Annotated in this window: 13 protein-coding genes; 2 read left to right on the top strand and 11 right to left on the bottom strand. The window is 63.0% G+C overall.

Annotation, left to right across the window (positions count from 1 at the left end):
* Nucleotides 1–257: 257 nt before the first annotated feature.
* The 7 genes from ABIB90_RS26510 to ABIB90_RS26480 all read right to left on the bottom strand — a co-directional run bounded on the left by ABIB90_RS26510 (nt 258) and on the right by ABIB90_RS26480 (nt 9,319).
* The gene (locus tag ABIB90_RS26510) at nt 258–2,201 is read right to left on the bottom strand and encodes a glycosyltransferase (protein WP_219680673.1); all 1,944 of its coding nucleotides are present in this window, start codon (nt 2,199–2,201) and stop codon (nt 258–260) included.
* Nucleotides 2,198–3,580 carry an HlyD family secretion protein gene (locus ABIB90_RS26505; protein WP_354201667.1) on the bottom strand — a complete coding sequence of 461 codons (1,383 nt, stop codon included), beginning with the start codon at nt 3,578–3,580 and terminating at the stop codon, nt 2,198–2,200. The genes ABIB90_RS26510 and ABIB90_RS26505 overlap by 4 nt, the downstream gene beginning before the upstream one ends.
* Nucleotides 3,581–3,733: 153 nt before the next feature.
* On the bottom strand, nt 3,734–5,737 hold the full coding sequence (locus ABIB90_RS26500; protein WP_354201666.1) for a putative bifunctional diguanylate cyclase/phosphodiesterase: 2,004 nt from the start codon (nt 5,735–5,737) through the stop codon (nt 3,734–3,736).
* 5 nt (nt 5,738–5,742) lie between these two features.
* Entirely contained in the window at nt 5,743–6,747 is a 1,005-nt protein-coding gene (locus ABIB90_RS26495) for a TRAP transporter substrate-binding protein (protein ID WP_007597075.1), read from the bottom strand.
* A 212-nt stretch (nt 6,748–6,959) separates the two neighbouring features.
* Nucleotides 6,960–7,889: an alpha/beta hydrolase gene (locus ABIB90_RS26490; RefSeq protein ID WP_354128670.1), complete on the bottom strand. Its 930-nt coding sequence runs from the start codon at nt 7,887–7,889 to the stop codon at nt 6,960–6,962.
* 134 nt (nt 7,890–8,023) lie between these two features.
* Nucleotides 8,024–8,518, bottom strand: coding sequence for a hypothetical protein (locus ABIB90_RS26485; RefSeq protein ID WP_007597073.1), 495 nt, complete (start codon nt 8,516–8,518; stop codon nt 8,024–8,026).
* Between the two features lie 231 nt (nt 8,519–8,749).
* Entirely contained in the window at nt 8,750–9,319 is a 570-nt protein-coding gene (locus ABIB90_RS26480; protein ID WP_219680681.1) for an alpha-ketoglutarate-dependent dioxygenase AlkB, read from the bottom strand.
* A 79-nt stretch (nt 9,320–9,398) separates the two neighbouring features.
* Between ABIB90_RS26480 and ABIB90_RS26475 the strand changes: the two genes are divergently transcribed.
* Nucleotides 9,399–9,539 (top strand): hypothetical protein, encoded by a 141-nt coding sequence (locus ABIB90_RS26475; RefSeq protein ID WP_007597071.1) that lies wholly within the window; start codon nt 9,399–9,401, stop codon nt 9,537–9,539.
* Here the strand turns inward: ABIB90_RS26475 and ABIB90_RS26470 are convergent.
* From ABIB90_RS26470 to ABIB90_RS26460, 3 genes are read right to left on the bottom strand one after another with little or no spacing between them, the layout of a single operon-like run.
* Entirely contained in the window at nt 9,536–11,122 is a 1,587-nt protein-coding gene (locus ABIB90_RS26470) for an ATP-binding protein (RefSeq protein ID WP_354201665.1), read from the bottom strand. The two genes, ABIB90_RS26475 and ABIB90_RS26470, sit on opposite strands and share 4 nt — an antisense overlap.
* Nucleotides 11,119–11,823: a response regulator gene (locus ABIB90_RS26465; RefSeq protein WP_007597067.1), complete on the bottom strand. Its 705-nt coding sequence runs from the start codon at nt 11,821–11,823 to the stop codon at nt 11,119–11,121. The genes ABIB90_RS26470 and ABIB90_RS26465 overlap by 4 nt, the downstream gene beginning before the upstream one ends.
* 19 nt (nt 11,824–11,842) lie before the next feature.
* A complete protein-coding gene (locus tag ABIB90_RS26460; RefSeq protein WP_354201664.1) occupies nt 11,843–13,333 on the bottom strand; it encodes a DUF4153 domain-containing protein in 1,491 nt (496 codons plus the stop codon).
* Nucleotides 13,334–13,521: 188 nt separating this feature from the next.
* Here ABIB90_RS26460 and ABIB90_RS26455 point away from each other — a divergent pair, with 188 nt between their 5' ends.
* A complete protein-coding gene (locus ABIB90_RS26455) occupies nt 13,522–14,865 on the top strand; it encodes a glycoside hydrolase family 3 N-terminal domain-containing protein (RefSeq protein WP_354201663.1) in 1,344 nt (447 codons plus the stop codon).
* Here ABIB90_RS26455 and ABIB90_RS26450 read toward each other — a convergent pair.
* Entirely contained in the window at nt 14,862–16,481 is a 1,620-nt protein-coding gene (locus ABIB90_RS26450) for an ABC transporter substrate-binding protein (protein ID WP_354201662.1), read from the bottom strand. The two genes, ABIB90_RS26455 and ABIB90_RS26450, sit on opposite strands and share 4 nt — an antisense overlap.
* Nucleotides 16,482–16,558 lie beyond the last annotated feature (77 nt).

Here is a 16,558-nt window from a genome sequence, read left to right as displayed (position 1 = left end):
ACGTATCTCTTCGCGCTCTTTGGCATGACGCCCCCCAAAAAAACTACGTGCTCTCAACGACGATTCGCAGCTCAATATTGCTCAGCTTCGGCGGTTATCGCATTGGGTATCAGAAGGCTCGATTTGCCGGGGCGCTCTCAGTCGCCGCACTCGGATACGATGCTCCTTGCTACGAATCTCCTCGCTGTGAGGAAATGAGGCCTGCTAGGACAGCCATGTTGTCCAACCCTTCTACCTGCCGCCGGTGGTAGACGTAGTCACCCGAAGATCCGCATCAATAATGCTTTGCCGACGGGAGCGGCGCGTATGCCGGTGAATGCACTGACGTAGTCACCGGAATAGAAAGCGCGAATGAGATCGATGCGCGTGTTCAGGGTTTCATCAAACCGGACCGCAAATCCATCCCCGGTTCGTCGCACGACCAGGGCAGCTACTTTTCTTTCCTGGAGGGTGCAATGAACCGCGGTCCCGACTGGCGGTGGCTTGTCGCTCACGAAGCGGGCGCCCGTGATCGACATGTCTGCCAAACGGTAGATGAACTGCCGGCCACCGAGATTGAAAAGAACCGGCTCATCTCGCTCGAACCGCTCGGCCTTCCGTCGCCGCGGCTGCTCGATCGACACCAAGCAGACGATCATCAGAATGATCGCGTTGTACAAACTCCAGGCGAGCGCCAGGCTGCCATAGGCGATCATGTCGCCTTGCACATGAAGCACGAAGGCATAGACGATACCCGCGAGCGTAATCGCCAGTGCGGTGCCGTATACCCTGAGCAGTGGCCACTCGATGAAGCGTTGATCGCGATCCCCGCCCTTTGCGGTGACCTTGAATTTGTGCCCCTGCGTCTTGAGCAGCCCCGCCGCCACGGCCTTGAGAACCGCCGGCAGTGCAATGTATTGAGCGACATCCGACATCACCGCCATGGAGCGTCCGCGGGAAATCCAGGCCATGGTGAGCGAATACCAGACATAGAAGGGTAGGAAATATCCGAGGAGTTCGAAAAGATCCGCCTGGACGGCTTTGACGCCGAAGAGAAGATAAAGGCTCGGAACGACGAGACCGAATACCTTGACGACATAGGTCGAGGTCCAACTCATGAATGCTTCGATGAGAGACAGCCTGTCGATAACATCCAGCTGCGATCTTCGGGAAAAAGGGCCACTTCGCCCGCGAAAGATCTGCATGAAGCCAAGACACCATCGGCTGCGCTGGGTGATGTACTCCTTGAGGCCCTCCGGGGCCAGCCCCAAGGTCAGACGTTCGTTCAGGTACACCGTGCCCGCGCCAATTTCCTTCAGCCGCAGCGTCAGCAAGTAGTCCTCCGTCACGGAGTCGGTCGGAAAGCCGCCAATTTTCGCGAGGGATGAGAATCTGATGACCGACGACGTGCCGCAACAAAAAGCCACGCCCCAAGCGTCTTTCGATGGCATCAGAATATCGAAGAAGAAACGCTGCTCGTCCGGCCAGACCTTGGTCGCGGCCAGGTTGGTTTGGATCGGATCCGCATTGATGAAATGCTGAGGCGTTTGCACCACGCCTACGCGCTGATCGCCGAACAAGCACATCGCGCGGGCGAGGAATTCGGGCATCGGAACGAAATCGGCGTCGAGGATCGAAATGAAGTCAGGGGGATCGGCGAGCTCCGCCACATGCCGCAGGGCGTGATTGATGTTGCCAGCCTTGGCGTCGGTGTTGTCGGGGCGCGCCAGATAGCGGCAGCCGAGCTGGCCGGCAAGCTTTTCGAGCCAGTCACGCCGCCCGTCGTCCAGAACCCAGACACGGTAGTTGGGATAGTTCATTCCCGTGGCGCCGATGATTGTGCGCTCCAGGATCGACGTTTCCTCGTTGTAGGTGCAAACGAATACGTCGATCAGCGGAGCTTGCCGCCCGGCAAACCACCGCCCGTTGGCTTCGACTTGCGGCGTACGATCGGTCGTGCGGCTGAGAAATACCAGCGACAGTGCACCCGCTGCAAGCGATGCAGCCTCGACGATGAGGAACAGAAATCCCACGGCGAAATCGGCGGTCCAGCCGACGGGCGGGACCGTTGCCGTCATACGCCATCCAAAATAACGGAGCATGAGCAGCAACACGATTGAAATCATCAGCGAACGCGCCGCGGAGTTTTCGTGCCTGAGCCAGGGAAGGACGGCAACGCAGAACCCGAGCGCAATAAGGCCCGGCGTCAGCGCGGCGATCATGGCTTTCTCGCTGTGTCTGCCGAGAAGATGACGCGTCCGGTTCGCCCGACCGGACAATCGTTGGAGCCATCGTTGAGGTCGGGGACAGAAATCGTCGCGCGATACGGTTCCTTGCTCAGCGCATCGGGATTAATGGCGAGGTTCGCTGCGGCCCCTGCGGAGCCGGTGAGATTGACGACGGTGCCAGCCAATTCGGGCCCGCCGGCGCTCGGCCGGAAATGTGCGAGAGATCCCAGTTTCAGCCCGTTATACACGCTCTCAGTGACGTTCGCCGTCACCACGGCACCGGAACAATCGAGTAGACGGACGAGCGGTTGTCCGGCCCGGACGTCCTCTCCAGGCGCCGTCATGACCTCCCATATTCGGCCGGCGATGGGGAATTTGATGTCCGCCTCGGAGCGGCTGATGTAACGAGATCGTTCGGATTCAATCTCGCCGACGAGCCACGAGATTTGCGCATCAGCATGCGCTACGTCCGCGGTGAGCCCTTCAGCCCGCTGCCGCATTTCCTCCTCACGCTGCACCGAGCTCGGACGATCGTTGTAGCTGTCGCCGAGGAACGTGCCCTCGCGCGCGGCGGTGAGCTCAACCTGGGTTGCATCCAGGCGGCGGCGCGCGCCGATTTCGGTTTGCTGGGCAATGGTTTGATCCCGCGTCAAGCGCCCAAGCTCGACAGACGAAACGCTGCCCGATTTGATAAGCGATGAAGCTCGTTCCACCGCGGCCGCCGCCTCCTCGCGACGCGCTGCGGCGGCTTCGATTGATGTTTGGATTTCTGCGATGCGCGCCTCGAGCTGACGGATGCGCCCCGCTGTGAACAGGGCCGCCTGACGCGCCAGATCCTTCTGCGCCGCCTGGGCTGAAGCTATCTTCGAAACGAGGCTCGGCCTTTCGTTTTCGAGGCGAGACATCTGACTGCGTAGATCATCGAGCCGCACGCGGTCTCCGCGCGGATTGACGACACGAAGGATGAAAGTGCCCTCGCTGACGATGCCTAAATCGCCTGCCAGACTGGCCCCCGCTGAAATCTTCCCGTCGATCGGCGACCTCAATGTCACGAGCCTAGAATTGACGACGGCTTCGACGCTTGACGTCTGGAAAAGCGCCCTGAGCGGCAGCCAGCCGAATACTGCGACGATGGCGATGCCCGCTGCGGCCTTCACAAATCGGCGAAGCGTCCGGCTCGGCTTGGATTGCGCCAGATCCGCGGCCGCAGCGCCGCCAGTTGCCGGGGCATCGGTATTGCCGGGACTGAGACGCGCATCCAACGCGCGTTGCAAACTGTGCGCGTCATGGTTTCCGTCCATCGCGAGAGGCTTCGCGATATCTGGACCGCCGCTTTCGAGCGTCGAACCGAAACGCGTTTTGTTTTGCATCATACACCTGACAGCTAACGCGCAACCTCAGAGCGAGATGCCGTCGGCCGGACCCAAATGCAATCTTGGTGTTGAAACAGTTAGTTGAAACAAGAGAACTGTCTGCAATAGAGAGCCGCCAAGAGCCGCGTTGGCCGAACGGGAACAGGGTCGGTGCTACCGTTCGGCTGATAAGTTGACGAGGTGCAGCTTGGTGGCTTGGGCCGGCGCGGGCGAAGCCGGTGGCATTGCCTTCTCAAAGTCCGCGAGAATGCTGGCGCCGAGCTCCGAGGCGGGGATCGGCCGGCCGAAGAAGAAGCCTTGCACCTGATCACCCTCGGCCGCCTCGAGAAAAGCTGCCTGGTTGGCGGTTTCGACGCCTTCGACCGTGACGCGCATGTGCAGTTCCCGTCCGAGCGCGATGATCGCTTTCACTACTGTCCCGACCTGACAATGGGGGCCGTTGAGGCTCTGCATGAAGGCTCGATCGATCTTGATCTTGTCGAACGGAAAGCGCCACAGATAGCTGAGGCTCGAATAGCCAGCCCCGAAATCGTCCATCACGATGGCAACGCCCATCGTCTTGAGCGTCCGGAGTTGCGCCATGATCGTTTCGGTGTTGCCGAGCAGCAGGCTTTCGGTGATCTCCAGTTCGAGCCGGTGCGCCGCGAGTCCAGCCTCTGTTAGTGCGGTGGCGACGATGTCACCGATGTTGCCCGCCACGAACTGCGCGGGTGACAGGTTCACTGCAACGGTCAGGTGCGCCGGCCAGGTCGCGGCCGTGCGGCATGCCTCCCGCAATACCCACGCCCCGATCTTGTCGATAAGCCGCAAGTCCTCGGCGACCGGAATGAAGGTCAATGGCGGAATGAGGGTTCCGTCCGCCGCAGGCATCCGGATCAGCGCTTCGAACCCGGCAAGGCGGCGCCGGGATACTTCGAAGAGCGGCTGGTAATGCAATTCGAAGCGATCATTCAGCACCGCCTCGCGAATCGCCCTCTCAAGCTCGATGCGCGCTTGCAGCTCGGTGTCCATTTCGGGCAGGAAAAACCGGATGCAGTTGCGGCCGGCGGCCTTGGCCGCGTAGAGCGCGAGGTCAGCACTCTTGAGCAACCCCTCGGGGCTGGTGTCTTCCCCCGTCGCCAGCGCCACGCCGATGCTAGCGGTGGTGAGGATCTCGTGCTGCTTGAATTTCACGGTCGCATTTATCGCGGCGGCGAGATGGCTCGCAAACGACTCGGCCTGAGCTTTGCCGGCGATGCCGCACTGCACGACCACGAATTCGTCGCCGCCGAGCCGCGCCACCACGTCGTCGATCCTGACCGCGGCGCGAAGACGCTTGGCGATGGACTTGAGCAGAAAATCGCCGCCGTCGTGACCAAGCGAATCGTTGACCTCCTTGAAACGGTCGATGTCGATGAAGTGTACGGCAAGGCTGCTGCCCCGCATCGGCAGGCGAGCGATGGCGCTCTCCAGTTTTTCGATCAGCTGCGGGCGATTGGTCAGCCCGGTCAACGCGTCATGATGGGCGAGAAACCGGATGCGCCGGTCAGCGTGCTTCACCTTTGTTTCCCGATACCAGGCAATTGCGGGAATGGAGAAGGCGAGACCTGACAGCAGGCAAAGAAACACGGCTGCGGTCAGGAACGTATTGTGGACATTCTTGCGTTGCTCGGTTTCATCCACGTAGGCCGCAACGACAGCGGTGAGGCGACCGTCGGTCTGGATCGGGACATAGGCGCGGGCGAAGAATGCCGGTCGGTCGGGCGAATTTCCCTCCCCGACGTCGATGATCGGTTGACCGTCAACCGCTGATCGCGCTGCATCGGGGCTATATTCAGACAAGTCGACGAGCGCGATCTTTTCGCGGGTCGAAACGAACTGGGAGTAGCCATTACGGTTGAATATTTCGTAGTGAAAGACCTCGCCGGAATTTCGCGCCGACCGGAAGAACGCCATGCTCGCGGCGGAAGGCTGCTCGCCGCCGGCGATCTGCTCGAGATCGGCGACACTGGCCGCAAGGAACCTCGCCCAGCTACGAGCGGTCGACGTCGCATCTTGACGGAGAAGATGTTCGGTCGTGATTTTCAGGGTGGTCCCGGCGCCCAGCAACAGAATGGCGAGCGCGGCGACGATGGTGACGATGTTTCGCTGAGGCCGGATCCTGGCGAGTGACGGCATCAGTGCTACCGCGTCGATCGCATTTTCGTGAGCTCGGCCCGAGCGGTTTTCAGCAGCTCGGCATTGCGCTCACTTTTCGAAGCCCAATCGTCGGCAACGGCCGCGAACACGGCATTGGCCGCATCGAGGTCCGACGGCGAGGGTATGGTCACCTGGCGTTTGGGATCGGTCTTCAGCTCACCCATGATGCTGTTTTCCACGGCTTCGTAGGTATCCATGAAGCGCCCGGCAGACCATGCACCACTGTATTTGAGGATGATCGCCTGCGCCGATTTCGGCAGCCGGTTGAACGTCTTCCGATTCATCAAGACCATCAGCGGCGCGCCGCCGACACCAAGAAGGTAATGATAAGTCGCAACGCGTTTGATGCCGTAATCGACCACTGAAGCAGGGTTCACGAGGGCGCCATCGATGCTGCCGTTGCCGATGGCTTCGGAGATCTTGTTGACCGGCAGGAGCACAGGCCGCGCCCCGAGCTTTTCGAGCGCTGCGGCTTCGCCAGGATTGTTGACGCGAATTCTCTTGTCCTTGAGATCGTTCAACGACGTGATCGCGATATTGCTGTGGATCGTCTCAGGCTCGCTGACATAAGCGCCGATCACGATGTAGTCATCGTATCCTTGCAGCGCGTTGGCGGCCATCAGCCGGCCGAACACCGCAACGGACTCCCGCATGCTCGCAAACAGGCCGGGCATTTCGATGATTGCGTTATCCGCAAACCGGTTGCGCGTCAGCCCCGTCACGACGTAGGCGATGTCGGCCCTACCGTCGAGCACGAGCTGGGGCTGCTCAGCCGGATCCTTGCCAAGCGCGCCGCTGAAATAGGTTTCAATTTCGATCTGGCCTCTGGCCTCGGTGTTGACCGCCTCGACGAACGGCTTGACCGCGGCGAGATAACTCGTCGAGCGGTCGGAGCTGAAGAAGGCCAATTTGAGCTTGACCGGTTCGGCGGCTGAGGTCGAAATCAACGCAAACGAGATCACCGCGCATCGTGCCAGCAACGTAAGCATCGGTTTTCCGATCGTGGCAGCGACGGGTCACACAGTTGTGCGAAACGCCGATTTTCTCGGTCTGTAGCGGACCCTCATAGATTGAACTACTTCAAGTAACTCTCCTAGATAGCACGCGGTGCTCCAGGCGGCGACCAGGATCGCGAATCGTGGTTTAAGGCGTGCTAACGTCGGCGAGGCGTGGCCGGTATCGGCGTGCTCCCGGCACGCCGCTACGGCAGCCCGCGCGCCTCGAGCTGATGCACCAGCAGCAGCGTCGGCTCGGCGAGGCTGTCGCCGGAGCCGTCGAGACCGAAGGCGCTCGCGATGCCGTCGCGGCTCCGCAGCAGCGCGCTGCGCGGACAATGGCCGGCGCCGCAGAGCGTCTTCTTCAGGGTCTCGCCCTGCGCCGTGACGCCGGCGGAATCATCCGCGGCCCAGGCCAGCACGATCGGGACGTCGACATTGAGGATGCCGGGGAAGACCGAGCGCTTGTTGTACTGGCTGGCGTCGCTGCCGAGATAGGCCTTCTCGCTGTCGCTCGCGTCCTTGCCGGCGCGGTAGACCCCGGACACCAGCACGACTGCCGCAACATCGGCGCGGTCGGTCTGGAGTTCGGGATGGGCCAGCAGGGTGGCGACATGGAAGGCGCCGGCGCCGTAGCCGACTGCGACGATCTCGCGGGCATCGCCGTTGAACAGGTCGATATTGCCGTGGACCCAGGACAGCGCCGCCGCTACGTCGGTCGCACCCGCCGGCCACGTCGCCGAGGGCGCCAGCCGATAGTTGACGCGCACGCCGACCATGTCGTTGCGTGCGGCAAAGCACATGGCTTGGTCCTGGATCTGGCGCGACAGCTCCGGCGCGGCGCGGTCGCCGGTGAAGGTGTCGCCGGTCACGAACAGCAGCACCGGCCGCGGCGTATCCGCCTTGGTCGTGGCGGTGGCGACATCGAGCACATTGGCTTCGCTCTCGCCGTAGCGCAGGCCGCGCGAGAAGGTGACCTGCTCGCACAGCCGCGCGGTGCCGCCCGCGGTGGTGTCGTTGTCGGTGAGGCCCACCCGGACGAGATCGGACGGCGCGTCCGGCCGCATCGGTAGGGGACCTTGTGCGGAGGCTGCCGTCAGGCCCAGAGTCAGAAAAAATGCGAGAAAATTCTTCATGTCGGTGTTGGCCCTGCGTGCCCGATATGGGCTCGCGCGTTTGGCCCGTCTTTTCAATTCGCCTTATTAGTTAGCTGGTCATGAGGCGATTTCACGGCACCCATGGTTCTCTCGGCTCGTCCTCCGCGCGTGGTTCAATTCCCCGGCTGAAACGTGCACTCCGCCCCGCTGCCGTCCTTCCGGCGGATTGCGTTGGGGTCGATCGTGCAGCTCAGCTTGGTCAGGCTCTCGAAATTCGATCCCGCGGCGCCGTCGGACGGAATGCCGGCCAGTGCTTCGGTGGCGAAGATCTCGCTGGCCGTGGAGCCGTTCACCGTCCTGGTCTTCTTGCCGAAGGTGACCTCGCAGTTCCGCACGGTGATGTCGACATTGCCGGCGCGACAAACGATTCGATCGGCGGTCACCACGATCGGCTTCTTGTAGGGAATGTCGCTGTTGGCGGCGAACAGCATCGCCATCGCCTTCTTCTCGGCGCCGGACAGGACCGACGACAGCGGCGCGATCACCCCCGCGAGCGCCAGCGCCGTCGAGCCCGAGACTTTTGCGGGCGTCGCGTCGGAGGCATCGGCGACGCCGGAGGCGGTAGCGACAACGAGGGTGCAGGCGAGGATCAATCGACCGGGCTTCATCTTGGCTCCCTGGACCTGCAGTCGCGGCTTCCTCCCGCGCGGCGCGTGGAACCAGTTTAGCATGTAAACGCGAATTGGAAGGCAAGTTCGCCGGGCCTTGCGCCTTTGCGCGGTGCGGCTGTTTTGCCCCGAGGTGTCAAACGGTTATGCCGCGGGGCCGAGCCTCGCGCCGACACGGCCGTTCTACTGTGCATGGGGTTGTTTTCGCGTTTTTTTGTTTTGGCCCGCTCTTCAGGCCTGCTTCATCGTCCGGAAGGTGATGGAATAGCGGCGCGCCTCGACCGGCGGGATGCTGTGCTCCCATTGCGACCGCGCCTCCCCGTCCATCATGTAAAGCGAGCGCGGCAGAGCTTCGAGCGTGTGGCGCTCCCATTTGTCGCCGCCGCGGCGGCGGAAGCGGAATTTGCAGGACGAGCCGAGCGACAGGCCGAGGATTTTGTCGAAATGCGGCTTGTCGCGATGCCAGCCGATGCCGACGCCGGCGTCGTATTCGGTGCAGAGCACTTGCCGCACGCTGCCGGCGGCAAGCCCCGCCCATGCCTCGACCTGCCGTGCGGCGGGGACGACCCAGTCCGGGATCGGCTCGGCCTCGGCCAGCCGCTGCAATGTGTAGTCATAGCGATAGCCGAAGGACGCCACCCGGCGGTTGCCCTCGAAGGCGCCGAACTGGAAGCGCTGGAGCGGCAATGCTGCGATGCGGCCGATGAGCGCCTGCTCGGCGGCGGCCTCGACGAAGTCATCGGTGTAGCGAAGGCCGGCAGGCCCTGCTTGCGGATCGGCGAACAAACCAAGCTGCGTCATTCCTCGCATTTCCGTGATGGAACCTAATGGTGGCTGATGCGACTTACATATGACGCGGAAAGTAACGTGCGAGGCTGTCATGGCAGAGAAGCATACCGCCGATCCGGCAGAGATCATGCGGGCGACCGGTCATCCTGAGCTGGAATACGCCGCCGGCTGGACCATCGCCGGTCTGGTCACGATCGGCACCATCGTCGCCGCCTGGGTGTTCGCGATCTAGCCCATTGGAAACTGGAGCTCGAATGCCGCGCCGTCCTCGGTCGGCTTGAGCCTGATCGAGCCGCCATGGCTCGCCATCACCGCGCGCGCGATCGCGAGCCCCATCCCGGTGCCGCCCTGGTCGCGGCGGGTGGTGAAGAACGCGTCGAAGATCCTGTCGCGGTTCGGCGCCGAGATCGGATCGCCGTCATTGCTCACGGTCAGACGCAGGGTCGTGCGCTCGTCGATCGCCTCCAGCCTGATTGTCCCGGCGTTGTGCCGCATCGCATTGTCCGCGAGGTGCGACAGCACGATCAGCGCCTTCTCAGCCGACATGCCGATCATCAGGTCAAGGCTGCCGCTGGCCTCGATTGAGCTCGCTGGAAACCGGCTCCTGAGGTCGGCAATCACGGGCGCCAATTCGGTGCGCTCGTTTTGCGGCAGGCTTTCGGCACGCGCGAGTTCGCGCAGCCGCTGCGCCATCGCTTCCAGCCGCTTTGTGTCGGACAGGATATTGGCGATGAACGTCTCCTGCTCGGTGGGCGTCAGGCTCCCCGCTTTGCCCTGAACCGAATCCTGCAACAGCTCGGCGGCGCCCTTGATCGAGGTCAGCGGCGATTTCAGTTCGTGGGTGAGGTGGGCCGAGAAGGTCGCGATATAGTCCGAGCGCCTTGCGAGCTGCTCGGCCATGCCGAGAAAGCTGTGCGAGAGTTGCGCGAACTCGCGTGTGCCGTAATGTCGGAGCGGCCTGAACGCCTCGCGGTCGCCGCGGCCTATTCTGGTGGCGCGATCGATCAGCTCGCGCATCGGCAGCGTGATGGTGCGCGAGAATACGAGGCCGATCGCGATGGTGCCGAGAATCACGGCAAGCCCCGCCAGCACGAACTTGGCCCGCTCCTGGTAGAGATGGTCGAAGATGTTGCTTGGGGTCCGCGTCGTGTAGATCACCCCCGCGACGCGGTTGTTGACGATGACAGGCATCGCCGAAAACACGTGGACGCCGAGGCCGCGGCTGAAGGAATAGATCGACGGCGGCGGCTTGTCCGGCACGCGGTTGCGCAAGGTGGCGCGGTATTGGCCGTGCAGCGCGTCGGCGACCTCCTCGATATGGGCGAGCGATTGCCCGACCTCCTGCCGCCCCGCGATCACCACGCCTTGAGGATCGAGGATGCGAAAGCCTGCCAGCGTCACCTTCTGGGTCTCGCGGATGATCGGCGTCAGCTTTGCGCCGATCTCGACATAGGCGGGTTGCGCCGGCCGGGCCGCCGCCAGCGCCTCGGGCCGCCGCCGCAGCAGGTCGTTGGCGGTGAGATCGAGCGCGGGGCGGATCGGGGTGACCTGGTCGCCGGGGTCGGGCAGCACGTTCGGCGGCACCTCGGCGCCGAGCGTGAGGCCACTGTCGAGCCTTGCCGTGACCTCCTGCGCATAGATCGTCGCGAGCACGCGGCTCTGCGCGATCAGCTCGGCCTGGGTCTGGCGGATGAGCTGGTTGTCGTAGAGACGGAAGAAGAACAGGCCGACCAGCGGCAGCACGCCGACGGTCGCCAGCACCGTGAAGATCACCAGGGTAAGCGACGGCCGCCATTTGTCGGGCGCCGCGCTCATGCGTCCTTCTCGCAGCGGCCGAGCTTGAAGCCGACGCCGTGAATGGTCTCGATGACGTTGTCACAGGCCAGCGCCGCGAGCTTGGCGCGGATGTTGCGGATGTGGCTGTCGATGGTGCGGTCGGAGACCTGGATGTTGAGCTGATAGGCGGCCCGCATCAGCTGCTCGCGGTTGAACACTGAGGTCGGCCGAGTCAGGAACGCGCGCAAAATGCCGAACTCGATCGCGGTCAGCTTCAGCGGCGTGCTGGCGAAGGACGCGACATGCTGCTCGGGATCGACCAGAAGGCCGCCTTGCGCGAGGGCCGACGGCCCCGCCTTGGCCTCGCCATTGCGCGGGCCGAGACGGCGCAGGATGACGTTGACCCTCGCCACCAGCTCGCGCGGGCTGAACGGTTTCGTCACGTAGTCGTCGCCGCCGATCTCGAGGCCGAGGATGCGGTCGATCTCCTCGTCGCGGGCCGACAGAAACAGGATCGGCACGTCGGAGGCTTTGCGCACCTCGCGGCAGACGTCGAGGCCGTCGAACTCGGGCATGCCGATGTCGAGTACGATCAGGTCGGGCTTGTCGGCGGCAAAGCGGCTCAGCGCCTCCTTGCCGTCGCGCGCCTCGATCACGTCCATGCCGGCTTTCTTCAAGGCAACGCGGATGACCTCGCGGATGTGACCCTCGTCGTCGACGATGAGAATGCGGTGCGCCAAGAATCTCTCCGCTGCCTCGTTAGCCCGTCGGCCGAGCTTTCGCCAGCGCGTCCAGCCTGCGCTGGAGTCGCCAATTCCGGAAGCCCCAGCTCCGCCAGGCCAGATCCTGAAGCTGGACTTCTACAAGCCGATCGCGCCGCGACACAAGGCAGTTGTCGTCCGACCGATGAGCGATGACCTTGTCGAGGGCAGGCAGCGCCTGCGGTCCAAGTGTGAAGAGGTAGTTGGCATCGATGTTCAAGCCCTTACCCGACATTTCGTTGCTGTGGCTCAGATTATAGTCGGCGATGAACGCATCGAAGTTCACCAGCGAGCAGCCATACAGCGTGATCGTTAACGCGATCAGATTGGCGCCGACGAGCCATTGGTTTGACCTGTCGAGCACGATGCGGGCGACGATCAGGATCAGTCCGAGCGCCACCAGCCCCATCCAGATGAAGGCCGCGATGCGCCAATAGGTCAGCATGTAGATGTCGACGTACAGATCGAGGCGAAGGATGGAGGAGGCGACGAGAAGAACGTTCTGCCCCACCCAGAGATAAACCAGCGGCCGCATGATCTTCGATTTCTCCGCCGGCCCGCCCGGACGCATCGCGACCAGCACAAAGGCGGCGGCAAGCAGCGCGGTGGCGATCAGCGGGTAGGCGCCGCGATGGGCGTAGGCCGCATAAGTCATGTTGGCCGGCAGCGCGACATGGCCCCAGAGGTAGATGCCGTCGAGAATGGACTGTGCCGCGAACAGCAGATTGAACAGGATCAGCGAGCGCAGGATGGTGGAGGGGCCCAGGAACTCAGCCGAGACTTGGGACGGCAGTGGCGGCGGCACGGGGCCATCGACGATCGTCGTTGTGGCAATCGTCTTGCGCCGCCAGCGCACATGGATGAACGGCCAGACGAGCGCCAGCATCATGGTCCAGAACAGCACGCGCGGGATGCTGACATAGTCGAGGATGAGCTTTGGATTGAGCAGGAACACCCACTGCTCGATCAGCGGATTGGCTGCGGCGAACAATGCGGTGAAGACCGCGCCCAGCGCTGCAGGCAGAAGCCAGAGTGCGATGCTCCGAGTGAGTGCCGACATGTTGAAGATTTGAAGTGCATCGGGGAAGACCCTGAAGGGATTGATCAGGACAAAGTTTCGCAGCGCGCGGGTGCGGTCGGCGAGCCCGGTCGTCTCCGGATTGGTCGCGAGCAGGAGGGCGATGACCAGCGCTGCCACGAGGATTGGAAACGAGAGCGTGTTGAGCTCTTCCGCGGCCGGAACGAGACCAAGCGCAACGATCGCGCCGCCAATCGCAGCACGCCGATGATCCAGCGTCGCGTGGTTGGCGAGCAGCGAGGCGCAGGCGATCGCGATGGCCATGATCACCAGTGACAGCCCCAATCGCTGCCCGTAGAGCAGAAAGTCGGCGAGCGCGGCGAGCACCAATGCCAACGCGAGCTTTGCCGACAGCGCCGAAGGCCTGATCGGTTTGATTTCCGTCGTCGACGTCGAAGCCAGGCTCGTCATGTCCAGATGACCTTTCGTGAATGGTGGCATCACGAAGTCTGAACGTCGTTTGTGCAGAAGGCGGGATCGTCGTCTGCATGGCTTCAGGAGTCTTTTGCAGATTTCGTGCAGGCGCGGTTTTGGTCCTCGCGCGGCGCAAATCGCTTTGATAGGTGCGATGCGTTCATCACTTTGGGCGTGACGCAATCATGCAGCTCCTCAATCGCATCGGTCTCATCCTGCTCTGGCTCGCCGCGCCTCTCGTCGCATTCATGGCCGCGAACAAGAATGATCCTTATCTGCTCGTGCTGCGGGGCGGCGGAAACATCGCGCTTGTCGTCACAAGCATCGTGATCGTCATCGTGCTGCTGCGCAGGGGGCGCTGGCGCACAATCGCCGGCAGGCTCCTCGTCATGCTCTGGTGCGTTCCGCCGCTCCTGATGTCGGCGGCGCACCTGAAATTCGAACTGCGCAAGCACGATGTTCTTGCCGCCAGTGCGGCCGAGGCGCGTCAGCTCGGACCTCACTTCGTGGTCGGTTATTCCTCCTTCCCGGAGATCGCGCGCCTTGCCGAGCAAGGATTGATCGGCGGCATCTACGTCACCCGGCACAACATCCGGGGTCGGACCGTGGAGGCGCTGCGTGCCGAGATCGCGGCGCTCCAGGACAAGCGGCGAGCCGCCGGCCTGCCGGCGCTGGTCGTCGCCGCGGACCAGGAGGGCGGCATCGTCGGGCATCTTGCGCCGCCGTTGACGAAGCTGCCGGCGCTGGCGACGCTTGCCGGGCTTGCCCCCGATGACCAGCAGGCCAAAGCGGCAGGGTTCGGCCGCATCCACGGACGTGAACTCGCCGGGCTCGGCGTCAACCTCAATCTTGCACCAGTGCTCGATCTCAAACCGCCGGTCCGGCGCAATCGCCTCGACTTTCACACACTCATCGGTCAGCGCGCGATTGCGACCGATCCGGCCGTCGTCGGCGCGATCGCGAGCGCTTATGTGCGTGGGCTGGAAGAATCCGGCGTCGGTGCCACGCTCAAGCATTTTCCCGGCATCGGCCGCGTTCGCACCGACACGCATCATTTCAGCGCCAATCTCGACACGCCGGTGAAGGAGTTGGAAGCAACCGACTGGCTTCCGTTCCGCGAGGTGCTGTCGCATTCGCGCAGCGCGCTCATGGTCGGGCACGTCACGCTCACGGCCGTCGATCCCGACCGAGCTGCCTCGCATTCGAAGCGCGTCGTCGAGGGGATCATTCGCGACAAATGGGGCTATAAGGGCGTCGTCATGACCGACGATCTCGTGATGGGGGCGATCTACCAGCGCGACGTCTGCCGGGCCGTTGTCGAGGCTATCAACGCGGGCGTCGATCTGCTGCTGGTCGCCTATGACGGCGCGCAATTCTACCGGATTTTCGCTTGCGCCCTGGATGGATCACGGCAAGGCAAGCTCGATATGGCGATGCTGCGCGCGAGCCAAGCGCGGCTCGCGCGGGGTTTCCCGTCCGAGCAGGCGCGAGCCGCCTCACGCCCCGTGAGCGTCGCCCGCCAAAACTAGCCCTTCGCGAACTGACGGTAGTCCGGCTCGCGATGAAACCAGAACTCGTAACCGGTGATGGCCTTCTGCATGGCGACATCGTGGATCGGCTGGTTGAGCGGGACGACGGGAACATCGCGCATGCAGAGCGCGATGAAATCCTTCACGGCCTTGTCGTACTCGGCAGCATCCGTGGTGAACCGTGCCTTGTCGATCAGCGCGTCCATTTCCTTGTTCTGGTAGGAGGAGATGTTGAAGATCGAATTGTTGCCGTGGAAATTCCAGTAGAAGTAGTATTCGGGATAGTCGAGCCAGCCGCTGAAGCGGTTGAGCGCCAGAGGCAGCTCTTTCTTGTTCAGCGTCGTGCGCCAGTTCGCGCCGGGGATCTTCTCGATCGCCGCCTTGATGCCGATCTTGGCGAGACTTTCCTGGATCAGGATCGCGGTCGGCTCGCCGACCGTGGCGGTACCGGTGTCGAGCGACAACGTTGTCTCCAAGCCGCTTTCGAATCCCGCCTCCTTCATCAACGCCTTGGCCTTGTCGAGATCGGTGACGTAGGGAAACGCCTGCGGCCAGACCGGCTTTGAGACGTCTGCTGCTCCGCCATACATGGGAACGGCACGCCCGAAGAACGCGCTGTTCTGGATCTGCTCATACGGCATCGCCCAGGCGACGGCTTGGCGCAGCTTCACATTGTCGAACGGCGGCTTTGCCGTGTTGAGCGCGACGGACCAGAGCGCGTTCGGGATCGGCACGCCCGAAACCTTGACCTTACCCTCCTTGATGATCTGCTCGAAGTCACGCGGTGCAAAGCCGCTGGAAATGTCCGCATCACCCCGCTCCAGCATGGCGCGGCGGGTGCCGGCGGAAGGGACGTCGCGCGCGATCACGCGCCGGAGCTTCGGGAGAGGTCCGCTCTTCCAATCGTCGAAGCGCGCCAGCACGGTCTCGCTGCCCGGTTTCCAGCTTTCGATCCTGTAAGCGCCGCCGCCGGCCTCGTTGTTCCTGAGCCACGCCAGTGCCCACGGGTCTTCCGCCGTCGCGTTCTTTTTCGCAAGCTCCGAGTTGATGATGAAGGGCACGACCACCGCGACGTTGAACAGCAGCATCTTGTCCTTGCGCACATAGTCGATGCGGAAGGTGTGATCGTCGACCACGATAAACTGCTCGGGTTTTTCCAGCGATCCCGCCGACATCTGGAAGGTCGGAAAGCCGCCGACCTTCACCGCGCGGTCGAACGACCATTTGACGTCTTTCGCCGTGACCGCCGTGCCGTCGTGGAATTTCGCGTCCTTTCGCAATTTGAAAGTGCAGGACATGCCGTCGGCCGCAACCTCGAAGCTCTCGGCGAGTTCAGGCGCGAGCGTTTCGCGGTCATAGGACAGCGTGCCGTCGGGGAGCGTCTTGGAGGCGTAGCTCAGCAGGCGATCGTAGCAATTCCAGGACAGCCCGTTCACGGTTTGGTTGGAGCCGACGCCCTGCATGTCGAGCGAGTTCGGCCCGAGTTCCTGCACCACCAGCAGCGTCTCGCTGCGCCCTTGCGCCGTGGCAAAGCGCGGAGCGAGGGCGGTCATTCCGGCGAGGCCGAGGCCGCCGAGCACGCCGCGACGGTTTAGTTCGAATGATGATGCGCTCATGGGTGCCCCACTCTTGAGAAATTTGCACCATAAAGAAGCAAGGCGCATGCCATCGGCCGCGCTTCACGGCGTCGCAT

This window comes from Bradyrhizobium sp. JR4.1 (assembly GCF_040548605.1).
GTDB lineage: Bacteria > Pseudomonadota > Alphaproteobacteria > Rhizobiales > Xanthobacteraceae > Bradyrhizobium > Bradyrhizobium canariense.
This window is presented reverse-complemented; position numbering and strand designations above follow the sequence as displayed.